This is a genomic window from Streptomyces sp. NPDC057694 (assembly GCF_042799415.1).
Classification (GTDB): domain Bacteria; phylum Actinomycetota; class Actinomycetes; order Streptomycetales; family Streptomycetaceae; genus Streptomyces.
In genome coordinates this window covers 34,343-52,719 of sequence record NZ_JBHVIX010000014.1, presented here as the reverse complement: position 1 = coordinate 52,719, position 18,377 = coordinate 34,343, and the positions used below count along the sequence as shown (strand labels likewise).

Genomic DNA, 18,377 nt, shown 5'->3' with positions numbered 1-18,377 from the left:
CGAAGTGAGCGAGCCCGGTAAGGAGGGACGTCGAGGCCGATGAGCACCAAGGACTTCATCGAGAAGGACTACTACAAGGTCCTCGGCGTCCCCAAGGACGCCACCGACGCCGAGATCAAGAAGGCGTACCGCAAGCTCGCCCGGGAGAACCACCCCGACGCCAACAAGGGCAACCCGAAGGCGGAGGACCGCTTCAAGGAGATCTCCGAGGCGAACGATGTCCTCGGCGACCCCAAGAAGCGCAAGGAGTACGACGAGGCGCGCGCCCTGTTCGGCAACGGCGGGTTCCGGCCCGGCGGGGCCGGCGGGAGCGGCGGCACGTTCAACTTCGACCTCGGTGACCTCTTCGGAGGCGGCGCCCAGGGCGGCGGCGGTGGTGCCGGTGGCGCTCAGGGCGGCTTCGGCGGAGGCATCGGCGATGTCTTCGGCGGCCTGTTCAACCGGGGCGGCGCGGGCACGGGCACCCGTACCCAGCCGCGCCGCGGCCAGGACATCGAGTCCGAGGTGACGCTCAGCTTCACCGAGGCGGTGGACGGGGCCACGGTCCCGCTCCGGATGTCCTCCCAGGCGCCCTGCAAGGCGTGTTCGGGCACCGGCGACAAGAACGGCACGCCGCGCGTGTGCCCGACCTGCGTCGGCACCGGGCAGGTCTCGCGGGGCGGCGGGGGCGGCTTCTCCCTCACCGACCCGTGCGTGGACTGCAAGGGCCGCGGTCTGATCGCGGAGACCCCCTGCGAGGTCTGCAAGGGGTCGGGCCGTGCCAAGTCCTCGCGCACGATGCAGGTCCGCATCCCCGCCGGAGTCTCCGACGGTCAGCGGATCCGCCTCCGTGGCAAGGGCGCGCCCGGCGAGCGGGGCGGTCCGGCGGGCGACCTGTACGTGGTCGTGCACGTCGACAAGCACCCGGTCTTCGACCGCAAGGGCGACAACCTCACGGTGACCGTGCCCGTCACGTTCACCGAGGCGACGCTCGGCGGCGAGGTCAAGGTGCCCACGCTCGGCGGCCCCGCCGTCACCCTGAAGCTGCCCGCGGGCACGCCGAACGGGCGGACGATGCGGGCCCGCGGCAAGGGCGCGGTACGCAAGGACGGCACGCGCGGCGACCTGCTGGTCACCGTCGAGGTCGCGGTCCCCAAGGATCTGTCCGACGACGCCCGTTCGGCTCTCGAGTCGTACCGCGAGGCGACTGAGGACGCCGATGTGCGGGCAGAACTGTTCCAGGCCGCGAAGGGAGCTTGAGCCAGATGGATGGCCGCCGCCGCAACCCGTACGAACTGACCGACGAGACACCGGTGTACGTCATCTCGGTGGCGGCCCAGCTGTCCGGCCTGCATCCCCAGACCCTGCGCCAGTACGACCGCCTCGGCCTGGTCTCCCCCGACCGCACGGCCGGGCGCGGCCGGCGCTACTCGGCCCGCGACATCGAACTGCTCCGCCAGGTGCAGGAGTTGTCGCAGACCGAGGGCATCAACCTGGCCGGCATCAAGCGCATCATCGAGCTGGAGAACCAGGTCGCGGCGCTTCAGTCCCGCGTGGCGGAGCTCTCCGCCGCCGTGGAGGGAGCCGCCGCCACCATGCAGCAACGTGAGGCGGCGGTGCATGCCTCGTACCGCCGCGACCTGGTCCCGTACCAGGAGGTGCAGCACACCAGCGCGCTGGTGGTGTGGCGGCCGAAGCGGGCGCAGGACTGACTTGTGCACGGAAGGGCCCCGGAGACTTCAGGTCTCCGGGGCCCTTTCGCTTGCGGGGTGTGCTCAGCCGCGCACGTGCAGCCCGAAACCCGTACGGTGCGCGGGCTCCAGGCCCTCCTTCAGGTGCAGCGAGGGGATCTCGTAGTCGCCGAAGTTCTGCTTCCGGAACGGGATCGGCTCGGTCGACTCCAGGGTGAGCAGGCGCTGTTCCCAGGCCTTGGCGGCGTCCGGGTACTCCGCGTCGGTCATCCGGTCGGTGCCGTACAGCACGAACGGCGGCAGCACCTCGATGCCCGGGTAGTAGAGGATGCCGTGCTGGATCGGGAACAGCAGGTCGTCGATGGGGCCGTTGATGCCGCGCGCGCCGTAGTGCGACTCCGGGCCGCCGGTGGTCACCGACAGCAGGGCCCGCTTGCCCGCGAGGGTGCCTTCGCCGAAGCGCTCGCCGTACTTGGTGTCGCTGTGCTCGCCGACGCCGTACGCGAAGCGGTAGGTGAACACCCGGTCCACCCAGCCCTTCAGGATCGCGGGCATCGAGTACCACCACAGCGGGAACTGGAGGATGACCGTGTCCGCCCACAGCAGCTTCTCCTGCTCGGCGCGGACGTCCGGGGTGAGCGCCCCGGCGTCGAAGGCCCGGCCCGAGTCGCGGGCGACCTTCAGCGGATGCGAGGCGTGCGGGCCGTAGTCCTCCGCGTCGACGGCCGCCTTCCAGTTCATGGCGTACAGGTCACTCACGCGTACCTCGTGACCGGCGCCCTCCAGGGTGGCGACCGCGAGGTCCTTCAGCGAGCTGTTGAGCGACCGGGGCTCGGGGTGGGCGTGGACGATCAGCGTCTTCATGAGGGCTCCCTCGGATCGGATGCCTTCGATCCTGCGCGCTGCCGCGCCCGCCGTTCAGGGGCGCCGTGTCCGTCGGACGGGACTTCCTGGTATCGGCAGGGCCACCCTCGCGGCCCCCTCCACGGGGGCCCGCGCGAACATACTGGAGCGCATGGACGACCTTGCGAGCTTCCTGCGGACCCGGCGTTCCCGGGTCGATCCGGCGGCCGTGGGCATCCCCACCGACAGCCGTCGCCGTGTCGAGGGGCTGCGCCGCGAGGAGGTCGCGCACCTGTCCGGGGTGAGCGTCGACTACTACGTACGCCTGGAGCAGGGCCGCGCGACCCAGCCCTCCGAGCAGGTGCTCGACGCGCTCGCCCGTGTCCTCGGCCTCGACGAGACCGAGTGCGGCCACCTCCACCGGCTCGCCCGGCAGCCCCGGCGCCGGGCGAAGGCGCCGGGCGGCCGGGCCCGGCCGGAGCTGCTGCGCGTCCTCGACCTGGTCGTCGACGCACCCGCGCTGATCATGGACCACCGTATGGACGTGCTCGCCGGCAACCGCCTCGCCCAGCTCCTCTACGGGCGTCCGGTCCCCGGCCTGAACACCGCCCGGCACATCTTCCTGGAGGAGACCGAGCGCGGCCTCTACGCGGACTGGGAGAGCTGCACCCTCGACGTGGTCGGGCACCTGCGCCTGGCCGCCGGGAAGTATCCCGACGACCCCCGCCTGGCCTCGCTCGTCGGCGAGCTGGCGATGGGCAGCGAGCGTTTCCGGCGGCTGTGGGCCCGCGCCGACGTGCGCGCCCGCACCCACGGCCGCAAGGCGTACCGGCATCCGCTCGTCGGACTCCTCGAACTGCACCAGGAGAACTTCGCGCTGCCCGACGCGTCGGGCATGGAGCTGCTGGTGCTGTCCGCGGCCCCCGGCAGCCCCGCCGAGGACGGGCTGCGCCTGCTGGCGGGCCTGGGCGCGGACACCGGCACGGCGCCGGACGCCCGGGTCACCCGGGCCCGCGAGTAACCGGCGCGTCCCCCGTGCCGCAGGATGGACCCATGACCGAGATCCGCACCCCCCGCCTCCTCCTGCGCCGCTGGCTCCCCGACGACGACCTGGGCCCGCTGGCCGAGATCCAGGCCGACCCGGCCGTGATGGCCCGCATCGGCGACGGCGCCCCGCGCTCCCTCGACGACACCGCCGAGGACATCGAGCGCTGGGAGGAGGAGTGGGACGACGAGGGCTTCGGCCTCTTCGCCGTCGAACTCCTCGGCTCGGGCGAACTGGCGGGCGCCATCGGCCTGTACGTCCCCGAGACGCCGCCGAAGATCGCCGGTCACATCGGCATCCAGTGGCGCCTCGCCCGCCAGTTCTGGGGCCAGGGCTACGCCTCGGAGGCGGCCCAGGCGTCCCTGGAGTTCGCCCTCCAGGACCGCGGCATCGACCGCGTCGTGGCGGCCGCCGCCCACGACGACGCCTCCTCGATGAAGCTCCTCCACAAGCTGGGGATGACGGAGACGGGCGAGGACGAGGGGCTGCGGCTGTACGCGATCGATCTGACGGAGTACGAGGGCTAGGCCGCTTCTTCCGGGTCATATCGCCCGCCGGATGAGGACGATGTGGAAACGCGAGTTCCCGACGGGTGAGCTTGTGCCAAGATCGCGGGATGTTGCGACTCACCGACTTCATCATCGACTCTCCGGACACGATGAAGCTGGCGGCCTTCTACTCCGAAGTGACGGGCCGCCCGGTCAAGGACGACAGCTCGGCGGACTGGGCGGGCATCCGGTTCGGCGAGATCGAGCTGGCCTTCATCCGGGTGGATGACTACCGCGCTCCGCAGTGGCCCGACACCGAGCACCCCAAGCAGTTCCACCTCGACTTCGAAGTGGACGACATCGAGTCCGAGCGGAGCCGCGTCGTCGCCCTCGGTGCGACGCCGAAGCAGGACTTCATCGGTCCCAACGGCTACGGCTGGCAGGTCTTCACCGATCCCGTCGGGCACCCCTTCTGCCTGTGCCGCAACAAGGGTGTCGTCTGGGGCGATCAGGGGCCGGTCTGGCCCGAGCGCGGCTAGGGCGTCTCGGTGACTCCTGGGCCGGGAAGGATGCGAAGGCCCTCGCCTTGGTCACTTCGGCGGTCTCGGCGATCTCGTTGACGGTCACCGCGACCGAGAACCCGTGCGAGCCCGTGCCGCTGTGCGCAACAGCACGGGCCGCCTGCCTGCTATTTGCGGCGCTTCCAGAAGTTGTCCCACCACTTCACGCGGTCCGCTGAGCTGCTCGGCATCACGGCACGGGCAAGGAGGACGAGCAGCGCGAGTGCCAGCAGTGCACAGACCGCCCACCACGGTGTTCCGGGTGGGAGGAGGCCGATCATGGACATCAAGAATCTCCGCTATCCCCATGCCCAACGCTCGTTCGCACTTCTCACAGCCCTCCCCGGGGGCGTGCGGTACGAACGTTCAGGCAGCTTCTGGGTGGAGGGAGATCAGGGATTGGGGTGCTCGGGGGACGCACGTGCCGTGAAGCCTAGCCACGGCGCACGGCGCCGAGGGCGTGTGCGCAGGAGGCGGCCGCGGCAGTTGGAGCCGCACGGCGTGAAGCAGTTGGTGGAGCAGCCGCGCAAGAATTTCGAAGAAGAAGAGGTGAGGACGTTCGGCCCCACCTCTGCGTGCGCGTCGGTTCGGGCGGAGCAAGTGCTTCAGGACGGCCCGGGCGAGCTCTTCCGCTGTCCGCCTCAGCTTCGAACCGAGGTCCTGCACCTGACGGAAGAACCGCCCCAGTTTGCGGAATACCTCCTCCAGCGCGACCCAGTTGACATCCAGTTGCGCAAGATCCGCGTCGGATTCGTCTTCCTGGTGCGACGGGCATGAGGACACGTGAGCAGCTTACGGCCCGGCCGTTGACCCGGAGAGCGACTTCGGCAATCACGCCACCCGGTGCCCTCAGCCTTCGGCGGCGTACGAGACGAACCCGGCCCAGGCCGCGGGGGTCACCATGAGGTGCGGGCCGGTGGTGTTCTTGGAGTCGCGGATGTGGGTGGTGCCGGGGGTGTGGGCGACCTCTACGCAGTCCGGGTTGCTGCTGTCGCTGCTGTAGCTGCTCTTGAACCAGGCCAGTTCGGACGCGTTCATGTTTCTCCCAGCACTTGCTCGATGAAGGCCAGTGACTCCTCCGGTGAGAGGGCCTGGGCCCGGATGATGCCACACCGCAGTTCGATGACGCGGACCTGCTTCGGGTCGGATACGGGGCGACTGGCGAAGTCGTCCTCGCAGCGCCCGATCGCTGTCCCGTCCTTGAACTTCAGCACCTCCATCTTCCCGAGCATTCCGGCGTGGCCTTCGCGTGCCGTCGGCATCACCTGAATGTCTACGTGGGGCAACGTGCCCAGTTCCAGGAGACATTCGAGCTGGCGTCGCAACACCATCCTCCCTCCGACGGGCCGCTGGAGCGTCACCTCCTCCTGAATGAAACTGAGGGTCGGTGCGGGGCAGCGATCAAAGATGGACTGCCGGGCCGCGCGTCCGGCCACCGCGCGCTCGACCCGCTCCGCCGGAAGGACCGGGCGCCAGGTCGAGAAGAGCGCTTGGGCGTAATCGCTGGTCTGGAGCAGACCGTGCAGGTTGTGATTCCCGTACGCCGTCAGCTCCACGGCCCTCGCCTCGGCCTCCGCGATGTCGCGCACCTTCTTCGGATACCGCAGCTTGGTGGCGTCCTCCTTCATGTCCCTGAGGCGGCCGCCCGCCTCCAATACGTCGTCCGCCTTGTCGAGGAACTCGGGCCGAGGGATCCGGGTTCCGCTCTCGACCTTGTAGACGATGCCCTCGCCGTAGCCCATCGCCTCGGCGAGTTCGGAAGCCCTGATCCCGGCGGCCTCTCGCCAGGACCTCAACTGCCGCCCGATCAAACCCAGTACAGCCGCGCCCTCCTCGTCACCGGGCTCCAGCTCCCACCCGTCACCATCAGTCATCCCGCGCACCTCCAGAACACCGAACTCCCCGGCGTCAACGGCCGTACCCCCCGACGGTGTTGGACAGCCTGTACAGCCCTGGACAAAAGCTGGACAGTCACCGTACGTAACAGCCGTGTCGCGGGTCAGAGTAGGCAGCCGCGGCCACGCTGAGTGACATGAACCAGAAATTCACGGTGCTGCTGTCACCGACGCCTCGCGCGGCCCGCCTCGCGCGCCTGCTCGTCACCGAACAACTGCGCTCCTGGGGACACGCGTACCTCCTGGACGAGGCGGCGCACATCGTGGCGGAGCTGGCCGCGAACGCCGTCACGCACGCCCGCGTCCCGGGCCGCGACTTCCGCCTCGGGCTGTACGTCACCGAAGGCGCGATCAGAATCGAGGTGACCGACGCGCGGGGCGAGTGCATGCCTCAAGTGCTCTCCGCAAAAGGGGAATCGGGGCGCGGGCTCATCCTCGTAGAAGCGATCGCGGACCGCTGGGGCGTCGACGAAGGGCCCTCCCCGCGCAAGACGGTCTGGGCCGAGCTGGACCTCGTACGACCGGCCCCCGGAAATCCGTCCTCCGGTACCCCCGGCACCAACCCCAAAGGCACATCACTCAGGGGAAAGGAACCAGACCAAGCCCACCCCGCCCTCCGCGCCGGAGGCGTTCACTCGCAACGGTGAACATCGGCAACTCGGCTGGCCATCGCCCCAGTTGCCTGCCTTACGCTCGGCGCCACAGGACACAGCAAGCGCACAACAACCGCAGACGTACGTCGGCCCCCGGCCGGGACTAGCGATCCCGATCGAGGGCCTGACCACCGAGGAAGAAGAGCCTTCCTGATGGATACCCAGAACCCTAGCGCGCCCTCGCGCGCCCCGGGCCGGATCCCGGCGGATGTCCCCCGTGCGGGGATCGTCCACGAGAATGTTCGGCACCAGTCGCACTTCACGGTCGTCGGCAACCACCTCGCCCAGCACCGCGAACTGTCCGGTCTCGCGATCGGCCTCGGCGTCCACATCCAGTCCCTCCCGGCAGGGGCCCGCGTCGATGTCAGGACGCTCGCCGCCCGTTTCCCGGAGGGCACGACCCGGATCGCCGCCGCCCTGCGCGAACTCGAAGCCCACGGCTACCTGCGCCGGGAGCGGCACCGGACCTCTGACGGCCGGGTCCGTACGCGCACGGTCTCCTGCAACAGGCCGGGCGCGCCCCAGGACCAGCCGCCGAATAAACCCCGGCAGAAGCCCAAAGCCAAGCCGCTCACCGTCCCCCACCCCGAACACCGGCCGAGCCCCGCCACCCTCCAGGCCGCGACCGACCTCCTCGCCGGCCTGCACCGCGCGGACGCCCGCCTCACCCTCACCCGGCGCGACGCCGAACGCCTCGCCCCGGGCGTCGTCGCCTGGCTGGAACGGGACCTCACCCCCACCGCGGTCCGCCACGCCCTGACCCGCGATCTCCCGGAGGACCGCCCGGTCCGCAGCCCGGCAGCCCTGCTGGCCCACCGCTTGGCGGCCCTCCTGCCACCCGGGACGGCAGCGTTCAGAACGCCGCCCCCAGCAAAGGACCCAACTCGCCACCCCCTCCACAACTGCGACACCTGCGACCGCGCCTACCGGGGCCCGGAACCGGGTTGCTGTCCCGACTGCCGACCCGCCTCGCGCTGATCGCGTCGCGCTTGTGCCACCTGTACACCCAGCCCACACTGAAAGGAGGTGCGCCACGATGACCGCGCTTGCACAGGAGAGGCCCGAGAGCATGCCGGAAGACGCCGACGTGTCGGAGCTCGACAAGACCTTGTGGCAGGCCTGGACGGCCATGGAACTCCCCGAGGGCTATCACGCCGAAATCATCGAGGGAGCCATCGACGTGTCGCCCACCGGACGCGTGACGCACGCCCAGGCCGCCAACCGTGTGCGACGGGCCCTGGACAGATTTCTGTCGGGCGGCGACTACGCCGCGCACCAGGACACGAACGTGACCCACCGGCTCAAGGCCTGGATTCCCGATGTCTTCGTCGGCCCGGAGGACCTGGAGTTGTACGCGGACGAGGACGGCCTCGGTGTCGCGGCCAAGGCGGTGTCGCTCGTCGTGGAGGTCGTCTCCCCCGGCAAGCACAACCAGGACCGGGACCGAGTGCGCAAGCGCCGCGAGTACGCCCGCGCGGAGATCCCCGTCTACGTACTCATCGACGATTACGACGACGGGGGAACCGTCACCGTCCTGTCGGATCCCCGTAGCGGCCGGGCCGACTGGGCGGTGGTGCACCGCGCGCCGTACGGCACGGAGGTGACGGTGCCGGAAGGCCCTGCCAAGGGCTTCGTCATCGGCGAGGAGATCACGGGCCCGCGCCGCGCCTGACCGTCCGCCGTCACGCGATCTCCGGATCCGACTCCTCCCGCACCGTCCACTCGGTGTCCTTCAGAATCGTGTGCTGGGTCTCGCCGACCCCGCGCAAGACCGCCCACATCAGCACCACTCCCGCCAGGATGCACAGCGGATAGGCGACGACGCCGGGGACGTCGTCCGTGTCGAGGAGGAGTACGGGGAGGCAGAGGAGGGTCGCCAGGAGGGCGCCGGCCGCGATCTGGCCGTGGACCGGGAGGCGGAACTTCGCGGTGCGCGGCACCTTGCGGGTCGCCCGGTCACGGCTGGTGGGGCGCCGCTCTCGGGCGGCCGCGGTCGCGGTGCGGTACGTGACCTCCTCGGGGTTGGTCAGGCCCAGGACCGTCGTGCCGTCGTGGTCGGCGACGAACGCCGCCGGTTGCGTGCCCTCGATGAGCTTGTAGCGGGGGGAGAACAGCAGCCAGCCCTCCGTACCGCTCAGCGCCGCTCCCGCGCGGGCGGTCTCGGTGCGCTCTGCCAACATCAGCGGGATCTCCTCGCCCTTGGCATCCTTCAGGGCGAGGCAGTACTGCTGCGTGGTGGACAGCTTGCCGGGCTTGTCGCCGCGCTCGTGGTAGCGGAACACGAGGGGGCGGTCCACCCGGGCCCGGATCGCGTGCACCTCGCCCGCCGCCGCGTCCTCGATCAGCACCTTCAACTTGGCGCGGCCCTCCTTCGGCGAGACGTCCTTGCGCAGGCTGAAGGCGAACTTCAGCGTGATGAACAGGACCAGGAGGAAGAACACCGCGCCGAACAGACCGTTCCGCTCGGCCAGCCGCGCCAGGACGATGGGGGAGAACGCGATCAGTACGGTGCCGGTCGCGCGGCCGAAGTCCCGTACGTCGGAGGGGAGGCGGGCCGGTATCGCGGGCACCTCGCGCGCGGGGTCCGGGGCAGCGGGCGGGGGCAGGTGGGGTGCCACCCGGCAGGCCAGGGCCCAGGCGGCGGTGAGGACCGCCGACGCGGCGAGGCACCCGAGGACGTCCAGCCTCGGCGCCGACGTGTCGAACCCGCCGTAGGCCAGGGCCAGTCCGGCCGCCGCCGCGAGGAGCGCCCCCGCGCCCAGGAGGCGGGTGAGCAAGGTGGAACGTCGCATGGCGTTTCCTTCGGTGTGCTCGCTCGTGCTCTCTCCGTGATCGTGATCGCGGCGATCAGTGTGCAACTGGGCCTGTGTGTACGTAAAGAGGCGGTAGAAGACCGCATCCGCCCTTACCTGTCACGTAATCGACCGGCCCCGCCCCGCCCGGCACCCTGAAGTCACCGGAACCCGGGCGGCGCACTCCGCTCGGGCTCCGGGTCCACGAGAACCGGTGACTTCAGGAGGAGCACGCCATGACCGCCGAGCAGACGAACACGACCTACGACACCGCCGTCGCCCGCTACTTCGACGCCTGGAACGCCCGTACCCCTGAGGACCGGGCCAAGGCCGTCGCCGTGGCCTGGACGGAGGACGGCAGCTACACCGACCCGCTCGCCGAGGTCACCGGACACGACGGGATCGCCGCCGTCATCGGTGGCGCGCACGAGCAGTTCCCCGGGTTCTTCTTCCGGCCGCTCGGGGCCGTCGACGGGCACCACCGGCTCGCCCGGTTCGGCTGGGAACTGGTGTCGGAGCAGGACGGCGCCGCGCCCGTCGCCGGGTTCGACGTGGTCGAGCTGGACGACGACGGACGGATCCGCGCCGTGCACGGATTCCTCGACCGGGTGCCCGCCTGAGAACGTGGCGGAAAAGTGAGCATCCTGTGAACACGGAACGGATGTCCAGTATTCGCCCCTTGCGGGGACTTCCGACTTCATGTGGGGAAGTAACGGACGCGGTTTCGTTGCGGTATGGGTTCACCTCTTGACGCTGAATCGGCCGCCGAGTTGGCTTCGAGCCACCTCGGCCGCACCGTCGCGGCCACGTCAGGGAGGTATCCGTAATGAACACGCGTATGCGATGTGCCACGAAAGCGGGCGCCGCATCCGTCCTGCTGGTCTCGCTCACAGCCTGCGGTGGTCTGCTGCCCGGGGGGAGCAGCGACAGCGCCGCGCCCGTACGCAAGGGCAACGATGTCAAGATAGGCCTGCTCCTGCCGGAGAAGGAGGCCACGCGCTACGAGAAGTTCGACCAGCCGATCATCAAGAAGCAGATCTCCGAACTCACGGACGGTCAGGGCAAGTTCGTATACGCCAATGCCGACCAGGACGCCGATCTCCAGAACCAGCAGCTTCAGAAGATGATCGACGACAAGGTCGACACGGTGATCGTCGACGCGGTCGACGCACACACGATCGCCGCGTCCGTGAAGAAGGCGAAGGACGCGGGCATCCACGTCATCGCCTACGACCGGCTCGCCGAGGGCCCGGTCGACGCGTTCGTCGGCTTCGACAACGAACTCGTCGGCCAGACCCAGGGCAAGGAACTCGTCGCCGCCCTCGGGACGCAGGGCAAGAAGGCGAAAGTCGTGATGATCAACGGCTCGCCGACCGACCCGAACGCCAAGGACTTCAAGAGCAGCGCGCAGGAGGAGCTGGAGAACTCGGTCACGATCGCGGCGTCGTACGACACCGTGGCCTGGAAGCCCCAGAACGCCAAGGCCAACATGCAGCAGGCCATCACCAAGCTCGGCGCCTCGAACATCGCGGGCGTCTACTCGGCGAACGACGGCATGGCGGCCGGTGTGATCGCGGCGCTGAAGGAGGCCGGCGTCACCAAGATGCCGCCCATCACCGGCCAGGACGCCGAACTCGCCGCCGTCCGCCGCATCCTCACCGGCGACCAGTACATGAGCGTCTACAAGCCCTACCCGGACGAGGCGGCGACCGCGGCCGAGATGGCGGTCCGTATCGCCCAGGGCCGCGACATCGAGTTCGAGGCCCTGGCCACCGGCCGCACCGACAGCCCCACCACCAAGCAGATCCACACGGCGAGCGTCAGCGTCGTGGCGCTGAAGCGCACCAACATCAAGCAGACGGTGGTCAAGGACAAGATCTACACCATCAAGCAGATCTGCTCCGACGGGTACGCGGACGCCTGTGCCGAGGCCGGTCTGAAATAGACGTGCGTCGCGGAGGGGGCGGTGTCACTTCTCCCGGTCCAGGATCCCCGACCGGCCGATGAGATAGCCGAGTTGGGCCCTGCTGTCGCTGCCGAGGGTCGTCGCGAGCTTGGCGATGTGGACCCGCACCGTGCGGATGTTCATGCCGAGGCGCTCCGCGATGACCGCGTCGGTGTGGCCCTCGATGAGCAGGGTCGCGATGGTGCGCTGCCGGGTGGTGACACTGCCCGGCGACGGCTCCTCGCCCAGGTCCAGGGGGAACATGGGGGTGGCGAGGCGCCACAGCCGCTCGAAGGTGGTGGCGAGATAGCTGATCAGGGCGGGGTGCCGGATCTCCAGCGCCACCGTGCGGTCCGGGTTCGCCGGGATGAACGCCACGGTGCGGTCGAGCATGACCAGCCGCTCCGTGACCTCGTCGAGGGTGCGGACCTGGACGTCCCCGCTCAGATCCTCGTAATGGGCGAGGACGGCCGGTGAGTGGCGCGAGGTGTGCTGGTAGAGCGTGCGCATGCGGCCGCCCCTGCTGAGCATGTCCTGCTCGTGCGGCAGCGACGTGGCGAGCAGCGACGCGGGGCGGGCCGGGCCCGGCTGGATGGTCAGCAGTTCGCTGCACGATTCGGCGGTGGCGTCGGCTATCGCCTCGTTGATGCGCCGCAGGCCCAGCAGCACCCCGATCAGCGGGGCGTTGGGCACCGCGGCCCGCTCCGCGTCCAGCGCCATCAGCGACGCGAACGTCTCGGCGAGCTTCGCCTCCTGGCTGCGCCGCTGGACGATGTCCTGCTCGATCGCCTTCAGCAGGCCCGGCAGCGCGATCGCGGGCGGCACCGGACGCAGCCACTGCGGGTCCTCGGCGTCCGTGTGCAGCAGCCCGTACGCCTCCAGACACGGGGTCGGGGCGGTGTCCTGGCGCAGGACGCGGCCCTCGCGCAGGGTGTGCGTGTACAGGCTCATTCCGGCCTCGCACAGTTCGCCGATGCCGTGGGGGTGGCCCTGCGCGGTCACGAATGACTCTCTCTGTTCGGTGCCGGCGTACCTGACTCCAGAAGTCCCGAGCGGGCGATGAGATAGCCGAGCTGGGCCCGGCTGCCGCTGCCCAGGGCCGCCGCAAGCTTGGCTATGTGCGCACGGCACGTCCGCACGTTCATCCCGAGCCGGCGGGCGATCGCCTCGTCGACATGGCCTTCGACGAGGAGCTTGGCGATCGAACGCTGCACTCCGGTGATGCCGTCGGTGGGCGGCGCGTACGGCGCCTCCGCGAGCAGCGGCACGCCGCGTCCCCACAACTGCTCGAAGACCGTGGTCAGATACTCGACCAGACCGGGATGGCGCAGTTCCAGGGCGACTTCGGTGTCTCCCCGGGTGGGGATGAAGGCCACGGTACGGTCGAAGATCATCAGCCGCTCGATGAGTTCTTCGAGGGTACGGATCTCCACGTTCCCCCGCGCCATGTGCTCGGCGTAGACCAGCGTTCCCTGGCTGTGCCGGGCGGTGTGCTGGTACAGGGTGCGCATCGTGATGCCGCGCTCTATGACGTCCTGGCCGCGCTCCAGCGCCTCGGTGAGCGAGTGCTCGCTGCGGCCGCCACCCGGCTGGACCGTGAGGATCTCCGACGAGCATTCCGCTATGGCCAGTTCGATGGCGGAGTTGATCCGGTTGATGCCTTCGAGCACGGTGATCGCGTGGGTGGTCGCCGGATCCTGTGCGCTGATCGCCATGAAAGGTTCGAAATAGTTGGCGAGGTCGACGGCGAGGCTCCTGCGCTCCTGTATCTCCCGCTCGATGGGGTGCAGCCGCTGGGCCAGCGCCGCCGCCGGAGGCACCGGCCGCAGCCAGTTGGCGTCGTCCGGGTCCGGGTGGAGCAGGGCGAAGTCCAGCAGACACGGCGCGGGCACCACTTCCGTGCGCGCGATACGTCCGGAGTGGAGGGCGTGGGCGTACAACCGCCGTCCCTCGTCACACAATTCGGCCGCAGCATGGGGATGTGTCCCATGTGGCTGTTTTGGTATCACTTGCTCACCCCCCAGGGTCCTGAACGTGCAGGAACATGATGCATCGATCCTGTGGTGTTTGCGTGGCCAAATGAGCCATCGTCTTGTGGAGCCGGGGGAGAGTAGCCATGGAAGTGAGGACGAAGCCCACTATGCGCAAGGAAATGCTTCGCTCGATACTGGTGGGTGCCTTCTCCGCCGGGCTGGCCTTCGGCGCTGCGGGCGCCCTGGATCTGTCGTGGAGTTCGGCGCCCGCCGGTACGAGTGGTTCGGTGTCGCAGGCCATCGCGCCGCCGGATCTCTCCTGGAGTTCGGCGCCGGCCGGTACGGCAGCGGTGCGGCCCGCGGACCTCTCCTGGAGTTCGGCGCCCGCCGACTCGGTGGTGCGGTTCGCCGATCTGTCGTGGAGTTCGGCGCCTGCCGACACGGCGGCACGACCTGCGGACCTGTCGTGGAGTTCGGCCCCCGCCGACACCGCGGTGCGGCTCGCGGACCTGTCGTGGAGCTCGGCCCCCGCCGGCACCGCGACGGTGCTGCCCGCGGACCTGTCGTGGAGCACGGCCCCGGCCGACTCGGGTACGACGGTGCTCCAGGCCGTGGCGCCTCCGGACCTTTCCTGGAGCACCGCTCCGGTGGACGGTGCTGCATGATCACCCCACCGGACGACAGAACCCTGCGCCGCGAGATGGCGATCGCCTACCGCTCCGGTTGGCACACCATCGACCTCGTGACGGCGATTCCGAACGCCGGTGACTCCCTCATGGTCACCCTGTTCGGAGAGCCGATCGTCGTGGTGCGGGAGGACGACGACGACATCCGGGCCTTCCGGTGTCTGCGTCGGCCGCGCGGCGCCCCACAGCCGGTGCGGTCCGTCGTCCGGTACGGAATGATCTTCGTGAATCTCGACCAGCGGGACCATCAGCTGGTCGGCGAGGCAGGACCCGAGGCCTCGCAGGCGCCCCGAGGGGCGTCCCCCCGCACCACAGCCACCCCCCGCAGTGCCTGACGCGATACCCCCGTCGTTGTAGATCGCGCAGGTGCTTCCCCCCGCAGCGGCGTCACCGTGGACCTGAAACACGGTGGCGCCGCTGCAGTTTTGCGTACGGCCGTTTCGTACGAGCCGCACGCGGTTACCCGGCGGACTGTGCGCCGGAATCGGAGTCGGGGTCGGGGTCGAAGACGGCGTTGCCCGTCGCGCGGGTCACCGCGATCTCGATGACCACCCGGTCCGGATTGGCCCGGGGCGCTTTGTAGCGCTCCGTGTAGCGGCGCTCGGCGTCCGCCACGGTGTCCCGGTCGGCGCGCACGGTGGCCCGCCCCTCCAGCGTGACCCAGCGCCGCCCGTCGACCTGGCAGACCGCGACGGGCCCCGGCCCGTCGAGCAGGTGGGCCACCTTCCGGGTCCCCTTGCCGGTGATCACCCGGGCCACCCGCGCCTCGGCGTCGTAGGTCACGCCGACGGGCACGACGTGCGGTGTGCCGTCGCGGCGCAGGGTCGTCAGGGTGCACAGATGCCGTTCCCGCCAGAAGCTGAGGAAGGCGTCGGGAGGGTTGTCGAGGTCGATCCGCTTGGCCATGCCGGGAACCTATCTCCCGCCACAAGGTTGAGTGGAATAGACTCAACTTTGTCTACGTTGGTGAAGTCAGAGTTAGTACCCGCAGAAGCCGTAGTACCAAGGACGTGGAGGAGAAAAGGCACGTGGACGCCGAGCTGACGAACCGGAGCCGCGACGCGATCAACGCGGCAAGCAGCCGGGCCGTGTCCGGGGGGCACCCGGATCTGACCCCGGCCCATCTGCTGCTCGCTTTGCTGGAGGGGCAGGACAACGAGAACATCGTCGATCTGCTGGCCGCCGTCGACGCCGACCAGGCGCAGGTCAGGGCGGGTGCCGAGCGTGTACTGGCGGCGCTGCCCAGCGTGACCGGTTCGACGGTCTCGCCGCCGCAGCCGAGCCGCGATCTGCTCGCGGTCATCGCGGATGCGAACGAGCGAGCAAAGGAATTGGGCGACGAGTTCCTCTCCACGGAGCATCTGCTTATCGCCACCGCGGCCAAGGGCGGCGCCGCCGGTGAGGTGCTGACCGAGAATGGGGCCAGTGCGAAGAAGCTGGCCGAGGCGTTCGCGAAGAACAGGGGAGGGCGCCGGGTGACGACACCCGACCCCGAGGGGTCCTACAAGGCGCTGGAGAAGTTCGGTACGGACTTCACGGCCGCCGCCCGCGAGGGCAAGCTCGACCCCGTCATCGGGCGCGACCAGGAGATCCGCCGGGTCGTCCAGGTGCTGTCCCGCCGCACCAAGAACAACCCGGTGCTCATCGGTGAGCCCGGCGTCGGCAAGACCGCCGTCGTCGAGGGCCTCGCCCAGCGCATCGTGAAGGGCGACGTCCCCGAGTCCCTGAAGGACAAGCGGCTCGTCTCGCTCGACCTGGGCGCGATGGTCGCGGGCGCCAAGTACCGCGGTGAGTTCGAGGAGCGCCTGAAGACCGTCCTCTCCGAGATCAAGGAGAGCGACGGCCAGATCATCACGTTCATCGACGAGCTGCACACCGTCGTGGGCGCGGGCGCCGGCGGCGACTCCGCCATGGACGCGGGCAACATGCTGAAGCCGATGCTCGCCCGCGGTGAGCTGCGCATGGTCGGCGCCACGACGCTCGACGAGTACCGCGAGCGCATCGAGAAGGACCCGGCGCTGGAGCGCCGCTTCCAGCAGGTGCTGGTCGCCGAGCCGTCCGTCGAGGACTCCATCGCGATCCTGCGCGGACTCAAGGGCCGCTACGAGGCGCACCACAAGGTCCAGATCGCCGACTCGGCCCTCGTCGCCGCGGCCACCCTCTCCGACCGCTACATCACCTCCCGCTTCCTGCCCGACAAGGCCATCGACCTCGTCGACGAGGCGGCCTCCCGGCTCCGCATGGAGATCGACTCGTCCCCGGTCGAGATCGACGAGCTCCAGCGCGCCGTCGACCGGCTGAAGATGGAGGAGCTGGCGATCGGCAAGGAGACCGATCCGGCCAGCCGGCAGCGTCTGGAGAAGCTGCGCCGCGACCTCGCCGACAAGGAGGAGGAGCTGCGCGGTCTCACCGCCCGCTGGGAGAAGGAGAAGCAGTCCCTCAACCGCGTCGGTGAGCTGAAGGAGAAGCTCGACGAGCTGCGCGGGCAGGCCGAGCGGGCCCAGCGCGACGGCGACTTCGACACGGCGTCCAAGCTGCTCTACGGCGAGATCCCCACCCTGGAAAGGGACTTGGAGGAGGCTTCCGAGGCCGAGGAGGAGGTCGCCCGGGACACCATGGTGAAGGAGGAGGTCGGCTCCGACGACATCGCGGACGTCGTCGCCTCCTGGACCGGCATCCCGGCCGGACGCCTCCTGGAGGGCGAGACGCAGAAGCTGCTGCGCATGGAGGACGAGCTCGGCAAGCGCCTCATCGGCCAGTCCGAGGCCGTGTCCGCCGTGTCCGACGCCGTCCGCCGCACCCGCGCGGGCATCGCCGACCCGGACCGTCCCACCGGCTCGTTCCTCTTCCTCGGCCCGACGGGCGTGGGCAAGACGGAACTGGCCAAGGCGCTCGCCGACTTCCTCTTCGACGACGAGCGGGCCATGATCCGCATCGACATGAGCGAGTACGGCGAGAAGCACAGCGTGGCGCGGCTCGTCGGCGCCCCGCCCGGCTACGTCGGCTACGAGGAGGGCGGCCAGCTCACGGAGGCGGTGCGCCGACGCCCGTACAGCGTGGTGCTCCTCGACGAGGTGGAGAAGGCGCACCCGGAGGTCTTCGACATCCTGCTCCAGGTCCTCGACGACGGCCGGCTCACCGACGGGCAGGGCCGCACGGTCGACTTCCGCAACACGATCCTGATCCTCACGTCGAACCTGGGCAGCCAGTTCCTGGTCGACCCGATGTCCTCGGCGGACGAGAAGAAGCAGCAGGTCCTGGAGGTCGTCCGGGCCTCCTTCAAGCCGGAGTTCCTGAACCGTCTCGACGACCTGGTCGTCTTCTCCGCCCTGGAGAAGGACGAGCTGCGCCGCATCGCGGCCCTCCAGCTCGACCGGCTCGCCAAGCGCCTCGCGGAGCGCCGCCTGACGCTCGACGTCACGGACGCCGCGCTGACCTGGCTCGCCGACGAGGGCAACGACCCGGCCTACGGCGCGCGGCCGCTGCGCCGCCTGGTCCAGACGGCCATCGGCGACCGTCTCGCCAAGGAGATCCTCTCCGGGGAGATCAAGGACGGGGACACGGTGCGGGTGGATGTGTTCGGGGAGGGGCTGATCGTGGGGCCTGCTCCTGCGAAGACGTTGTAGGGGGAGCGGGATCGCGTCTGCCGATTCCTGTCGTGTGCCGGGTGCGGCTCTCGTCGTGGCTGGTCGCGGGGGGTCCCCCCCCCCCCCCCCCCCCCCCCCCCCCCCCCCCCCCCCCCCCCCCCTCCCCCCCCCCCCCCCCCCCCCACGAAAGAACCCCCCACCCCCCCCCCCCCCTCCCCCCAGACCCCCCCCCACACCCCC

21 protein-coding genes are annotated in these 18,377 nt (G+C 69.9%); 14 read left to right on the top strand and 7 right to left on the bottom strand.

Going from position 1 to position 18,377, the window contains the following annotated elements; translation table 11 throughout:
* The first annotated feature begins 39 nt into the window (after window positions 1-39).
* Both dnaJ and ACFVDP_RS27005 read left to right on the top strand, forming a co-directional pair.
* Window positions 40-1,239 (top strand): molecular chaperone DnaJ, encoded by a 1,200-nt coding sequence (dnaJ, locus tag ACFVDP_RS27010; RefSeq protein ID WP_383494733.1) that lies wholly within the window; start codon window positions 40-42, stop codon window positions 1,237-1,239.
* Between the two features lie 5 nt (window positions 1,240-1,244).
* Window positions 1,245-1,691, top strand: a complete 447-nt coding sequence (locus ACFVDP_RS27005; protein ID WP_383495169.1) for a heat shock protein transcriptional repressor HspR — start codon at window positions 1,245-1,247, stop codon at window positions 1,689-1,691.
* Between the two features lie 63 nt (window positions 1,692-1,754).
* Here the strand turns inward: ACFVDP_RS27005 and ACFVDP_RS27000 are convergent, their stop codons facing one another.
* A complete protein-coding gene (locus tag ACFVDP_RS27000) occupies window positions 1,755-2,534 on the bottom strand; it encodes an NAD(P)H-dependent oxidoreductase (RefSeq protein WP_383494730.1) in 780 nt (259 codons plus the stop codon).
* A gap of 151 nt (window positions 2,535-2,685) precedes the next feature.
* Between ACFVDP_RS27000 and ACFVDP_RS26995 the strand changes: the two genes are divergently transcribed.
* From ACFVDP_RS26995 to ACFVDP_RS26980, 4 genes are all read left to right on the top strand, one after another.
* Window positions 2,686-3,534 (top strand): helix-turn-helix domain-containing protein, encoded by an 849-nt coding sequence (locus tag ACFVDP_RS26995; protein ID WP_383494727.1) that lies wholly within the window; start codon window positions 2,686-2,688, stop codon window positions 3,532-3,534.
* A 32-nt stretch (window positions 3,535-3,566) separates the two neighbouring features.
* Window positions 3,567-4,085, top strand: a complete 519-nt coding sequence (locus ACFVDP_RS26990; RefSeq protein ID WP_383494724.1) for a GNAT family N-acetyltransferase — start codon at window positions 3,567-3,569, stop codon at window positions 4,083-4,085.
* 89 nt (window positions 4,086-4,174) lie between these two features.
* The gene (locus ACFVDP_RS26985; RefSeq protein WP_383494721.1) at window positions 4,175-4,585 is read left to right on the top strand and encodes a VOC family protein; all 411 of its coding nucleotides are present in this window, start codon (window positions 4,175-4,177) and stop codon (window positions 4,583-4,585) included.
* Between the two features lie 300 nt (window positions 4,586-4,885).
* On the top strand, window positions 4,886-5,383 hold the full coding sequence (locus ACFVDP_RS26980; RefSeq protein WP_383494718.1) for a hypothetical protein: 498 nt from the start codon (window positions 4,886-4,888) through the stop codon (window positions 5,381-5,383).
* A gap of 72 nt (window positions 5,384-5,455) precedes the next feature.
* Here ACFVDP_RS26980 and ACFVDP_RS26975 read toward each other — a convergent pair whose 3' ends face one another.
* Both ACFVDP_RS26975 and ACFVDP_RS26970 read right to left on the bottom strand, forming a co-directional pair.
* Entirely contained in the window at window positions 5,456-5,644 is a 189-nt protein-coding gene (locus ACFVDP_RS26975) for a DUF397 domain-containing protein (RefSeq protein ID WP_383494715.1), read from the bottom strand.
* Entirely contained in the window at window positions 5,641-6,480 is an 840-nt protein-coding gene (locus tag ACFVDP_RS26970; RefSeq protein ID WP_383494712.1) for a helix-turn-helix domain-containing protein, read from the bottom strand. The genes ACFVDP_RS26975 and ACFVDP_RS26970 overlap by 4 nt, the downstream gene beginning before the upstream one ends.
* A 158-nt stretch (window positions 6,481-6,638) precedes the next feature.
* Between ACFVDP_RS26970 and ACFVDP_RS26965 the strand changes: the two genes are divergently transcribed.
* The 3 genes from ACFVDP_RS26965 to ACFVDP_RS26955 all read left to right on the top strand — a co-directional run bounded on the left by ACFVDP_RS26965 (window position 6,639) and on the right by ACFVDP_RS26955 (window position 8,826).
* Window positions 6,639-7,148, top strand: a complete 510-nt coding sequence (locus tag ACFVDP_RS26965; protein ID WP_383494710.1) for an ATP-binding protein — start codon at window positions 6,639-6,641, stop codon at window positions 7,146-7,148.
* Window positions 7,149-7,307: 159 nt separating this feature from the next.
* Window positions 7,308-8,132 (top strand): helix-turn-helix domain-containing protein, encoded by an 825-nt coding sequence (locus ACFVDP_RS26960; RefSeq protein WP_383494707.1) that lies wholly within the window; start codon window positions 7,308-7,310, stop codon window positions 8,130-8,132.
* Window positions 8,133-8,190: 58 nt separating this feature from the next.
* The gene (locus ACFVDP_RS26955; protein WP_383494704.1) at window positions 8,191-8,826 is read left to right on the top strand and encodes a Uma2 family endonuclease; all 636 of its coding nucleotides are present in this window, start codon (window positions 8,191-8,193) and stop codon (window positions 8,824-8,826) included.
* A 10-nt stretch (window positions 8,827-8,836) separates the two neighbouring features.
* Here ACFVDP_RS26955 and ACFVDP_RS26950 read toward each other — a convergent pair whose 3' ends face one another.
* Window positions 8,837-9,946: a hypothetical protein gene (locus tag ACFVDP_RS26950; RefSeq protein ID WP_383494701.1), complete on the bottom strand. Its 1,110-nt coding sequence runs from the start codon at window positions 9,944-9,946 to the stop codon at window positions 8,837-8,839.
* A gap of 236 nt (window positions 9,947-10,182) precedes the next feature.
* Here ACFVDP_RS26950 and ACFVDP_RS26945 point away from each other — a divergent pair, with 236 nt between their 5' ends.
* Both ACFVDP_RS26945 and ACFVDP_RS26940 read left to right on the top strand, forming a co-directional pair.
* Window positions 10,183-10,566 carry a nuclear transport factor 2 family protein gene (locus ACFVDP_RS26945; RefSeq protein ID WP_383494698.1) on the top strand — a complete coding sequence of 128 codons (384 nt, stop codon included), beginning with the start codon at window positions 10,183-10,185 and terminating at the stop codon, window positions 10,564-10,566.
* A gap of 206 nt (window positions 10,567-10,772) precedes the next feature.
* Window positions 10,773-11,891, top strand: coding sequence for a sugar ABC transporter substrate-binding protein (locus tag ACFVDP_RS26940; RefSeq protein WP_383494694.1), 1,119 nt, complete (start codon window positions 10,773-10,775; stop codon window positions 11,889-11,891).
* Window positions 11,892-11,915: 24 nt separating this feature from the next.
* Here the strand turns inward: ACFVDP_RS26940 and ACFVDP_RS26935 are convergent, their stop codons facing one another.
* Window positions 11,916-12,893: a LuxR C-terminal-related transcriptional regulator gene (locus tag ACFVDP_RS26935; protein WP_383494691.1), complete on the bottom strand. Its 978-nt coding sequence runs from the start codon at window positions 12,891-12,893 to the stop codon at window positions 11,916-11,918.
* Window positions 12,890-13,900 (bottom strand): helix-turn-helix transcriptional regulator, encoded by a 1,011-nt coding sequence (locus ACFVDP_RS26930; protein WP_383494688.1) that lies wholly within the window; start codon window positions 13,898-13,900, stop codon window positions 12,890-12,892. Before ACFVDP_RS26930 ends, ACFVDP_RS26935 begins: the two co-directional genes overlap by 4 nt.
* A 143-nt stretch (window positions 13,901-14,043) precedes the next feature.
* Between ACFVDP_RS26930 and ACFVDP_RS26925 the strand changes: the two genes are divergently transcribed.
* A complete protein-coding gene (locus tag ACFVDP_RS26925; protein WP_383494685.1) occupies window positions 14,044-14,529 on the top strand; it encodes a hypothetical protein in 486 nt (161 codons plus the stop codon).
* Window positions 14,526-14,885, top strand: a complete 360-nt coding sequence (locus ACFVDP_RS26920) for a hypothetical protein (RefSeq protein WP_383494681.1) — start codon at window positions 14,526-14,528, stop codon at window positions 14,883-14,885. Before ACFVDP_RS26925 ends, ACFVDP_RS26920 begins: the two co-directional genes overlap by 4 nt.
* A gap of 124 nt (window positions 14,886-15,009) precedes the next feature.
* Here the strand turns inward: ACFVDP_RS26920 and ACFVDP_RS26915 are convergent, their stop codons facing one another.
* Window positions 15,010-15,456: a pyridoxamine 5'-phosphate oxidase family protein gene (locus ACFVDP_RS26915; protein ID WP_383494678.1), complete on the bottom strand. Its 447-nt coding sequence runs from the start codon at window positions 15,454-15,456 to the stop codon at window positions 15,010-15,012.
* Window positions 15,457-15,578: 122 nt separating this feature from the next.
* Between ACFVDP_RS26915 and clpB the strand changes: the two genes are divergently transcribed.
* A complete protein-coding gene (gene clpB, locus ACFVDP_RS26910) occupies window positions 15,579-18,176 on the top strand; it encodes an ATP-dependent chaperone ClpB (RefSeq protein WP_383494675.1) in 2,598 nt (865 codons plus the stop codon).
* Window positions 18,177-18,377: the final 201 nt, after the last annotated feature.

Excerpts from the sequence above, each read along its gene's own strand:
- ACFVDP_RS26965 (WP_383494710.1), top strand. The coding sequence starts at position 6,639 with ATGAACCAGAAATTCACGGTGCTGCTGTCACCGACGCCTCGCGCGGCC.
- ACFVDP_RS26995 (WP_383494727.1), top strand. The coding sequence starts at position 2,686 with ATGGACGACCTTGCGAGCTTCCTGCGGACCCGGCGTTCCCGGGTCGAT.
- ACFVDP_RS26915 (WP_383494678.1), bottom strand. The coding sequence starts at position 15,456 with ATGGCCAAGCGGATCGACCTCGACAACCCTCCCGACGCCTTCCTCAGC.
- ACFVDP_RS26945 (WP_383494698.1), top strand. The coding sequence starts at position 10,183 with ATGACCGCCGAGCAGACGAACACGACCTACGACACCGCCGTCGCCCGC.
- ACFVDP_RS26940 (WP_383494694.1), top strand. The coding sequence starts at position 10,773 with ATGAACACGCGTATGCGATGTGCCACGAAAGCGGGCGCCGCATCCGTC.
- ACFVDP_RS26970 (WP_383494712.1), bottom strand. The coding sequence starts at position 6,480 with ATGACTGATGGTGACGGGTGGGAGCTGGAGCCCGGTGACGAGGAGGGC.
- dnaJ (WP_383494733.1), top strand. The coding sequence starts at position 40 with ATGAGCACCAAGGACTTCATCGAGAAGGACTACTACAAGGTCCTCGGC.
- ACFVDP_RS26950 (WP_383494701.1), bottom strand. The coding sequence starts at position 9,946 with ATGCGACGTTCCACCTTGCTCACCCGCCTCCTGGGCGCGGGGGCGCTC.
- ACFVDP_RS27005 (WP_383495169.1), top strand. The coding sequence starts at position 1,245 with ATGGATGGCCGCCGCCGCAACCCGTACGAACTGACCGACGAGACACCG.
- ACFVDP_RS26925 (WP_383494685.1), top strand. The coding sequence starts at position 14,044 with ATGCTTCGCTCGATACTGGTGGGTGCCTTCTCCGCCGGGCTGGCCTTC.
- ACFVDP_RS26985 (WP_383494721.1), top strand. The coding sequence starts at position 4,175 with ATGTTGCGACTCACCGACTTCATCATCGACTCTCCGGACACGATGAAG.
- ACFVDP_RS26975 (WP_383494715.1), bottom strand. The coding sequence starts at position 5,644 with ATGAACGCGTCCGAACTGGCCTGGTTCAAGAGCAGCTACAGCAGCGAC.
- ACFVDP_RS26955 (WP_383494704.1), top strand. The coding sequence starts at position 8,191 with ATGACCGCGCTTGCACAGGAGAGGCCCGAGAGCATGCCGGAAGACGCC.
- ACFVDP_RS26980 (WP_383494718.1), top strand. The coding sequence starts at position 4,886 with ATGGACATCAAGAATCTCCGCTATCCCCATGCCCAACGCTCGTTCGCA.
- ACFVDP_RS27000 (WP_383494730.1), bottom strand. The coding sequence starts at position 2,534 with ATGAAGACGCTGATCGTCCACGCCCACCCCGAGCCCCGGTCGCTCAAC.
- ACFVDP_RS26990 (WP_383494724.1), top strand. The coding sequence starts at position 3,567 with ATGACCGAGATCCGCACCCCCCGCCTCCTCCTGCGCCGCTGGCTCCCC.
- ACFVDP_RS26920 (WP_383494681.1), top strand. The coding sequence starts at position 14,526 with ATGATCACCCCACCGGACGACAGAACCCTGCGCCGCGAGATGGCGATC.
- ACFVDP_RS26960 (WP_383494707.1), top strand. The coding sequence starts at position 7,308 with ATGGATACCCAGAACCCTAGCGCGCCCTCGCGCGCCCCGGGCCGGATC.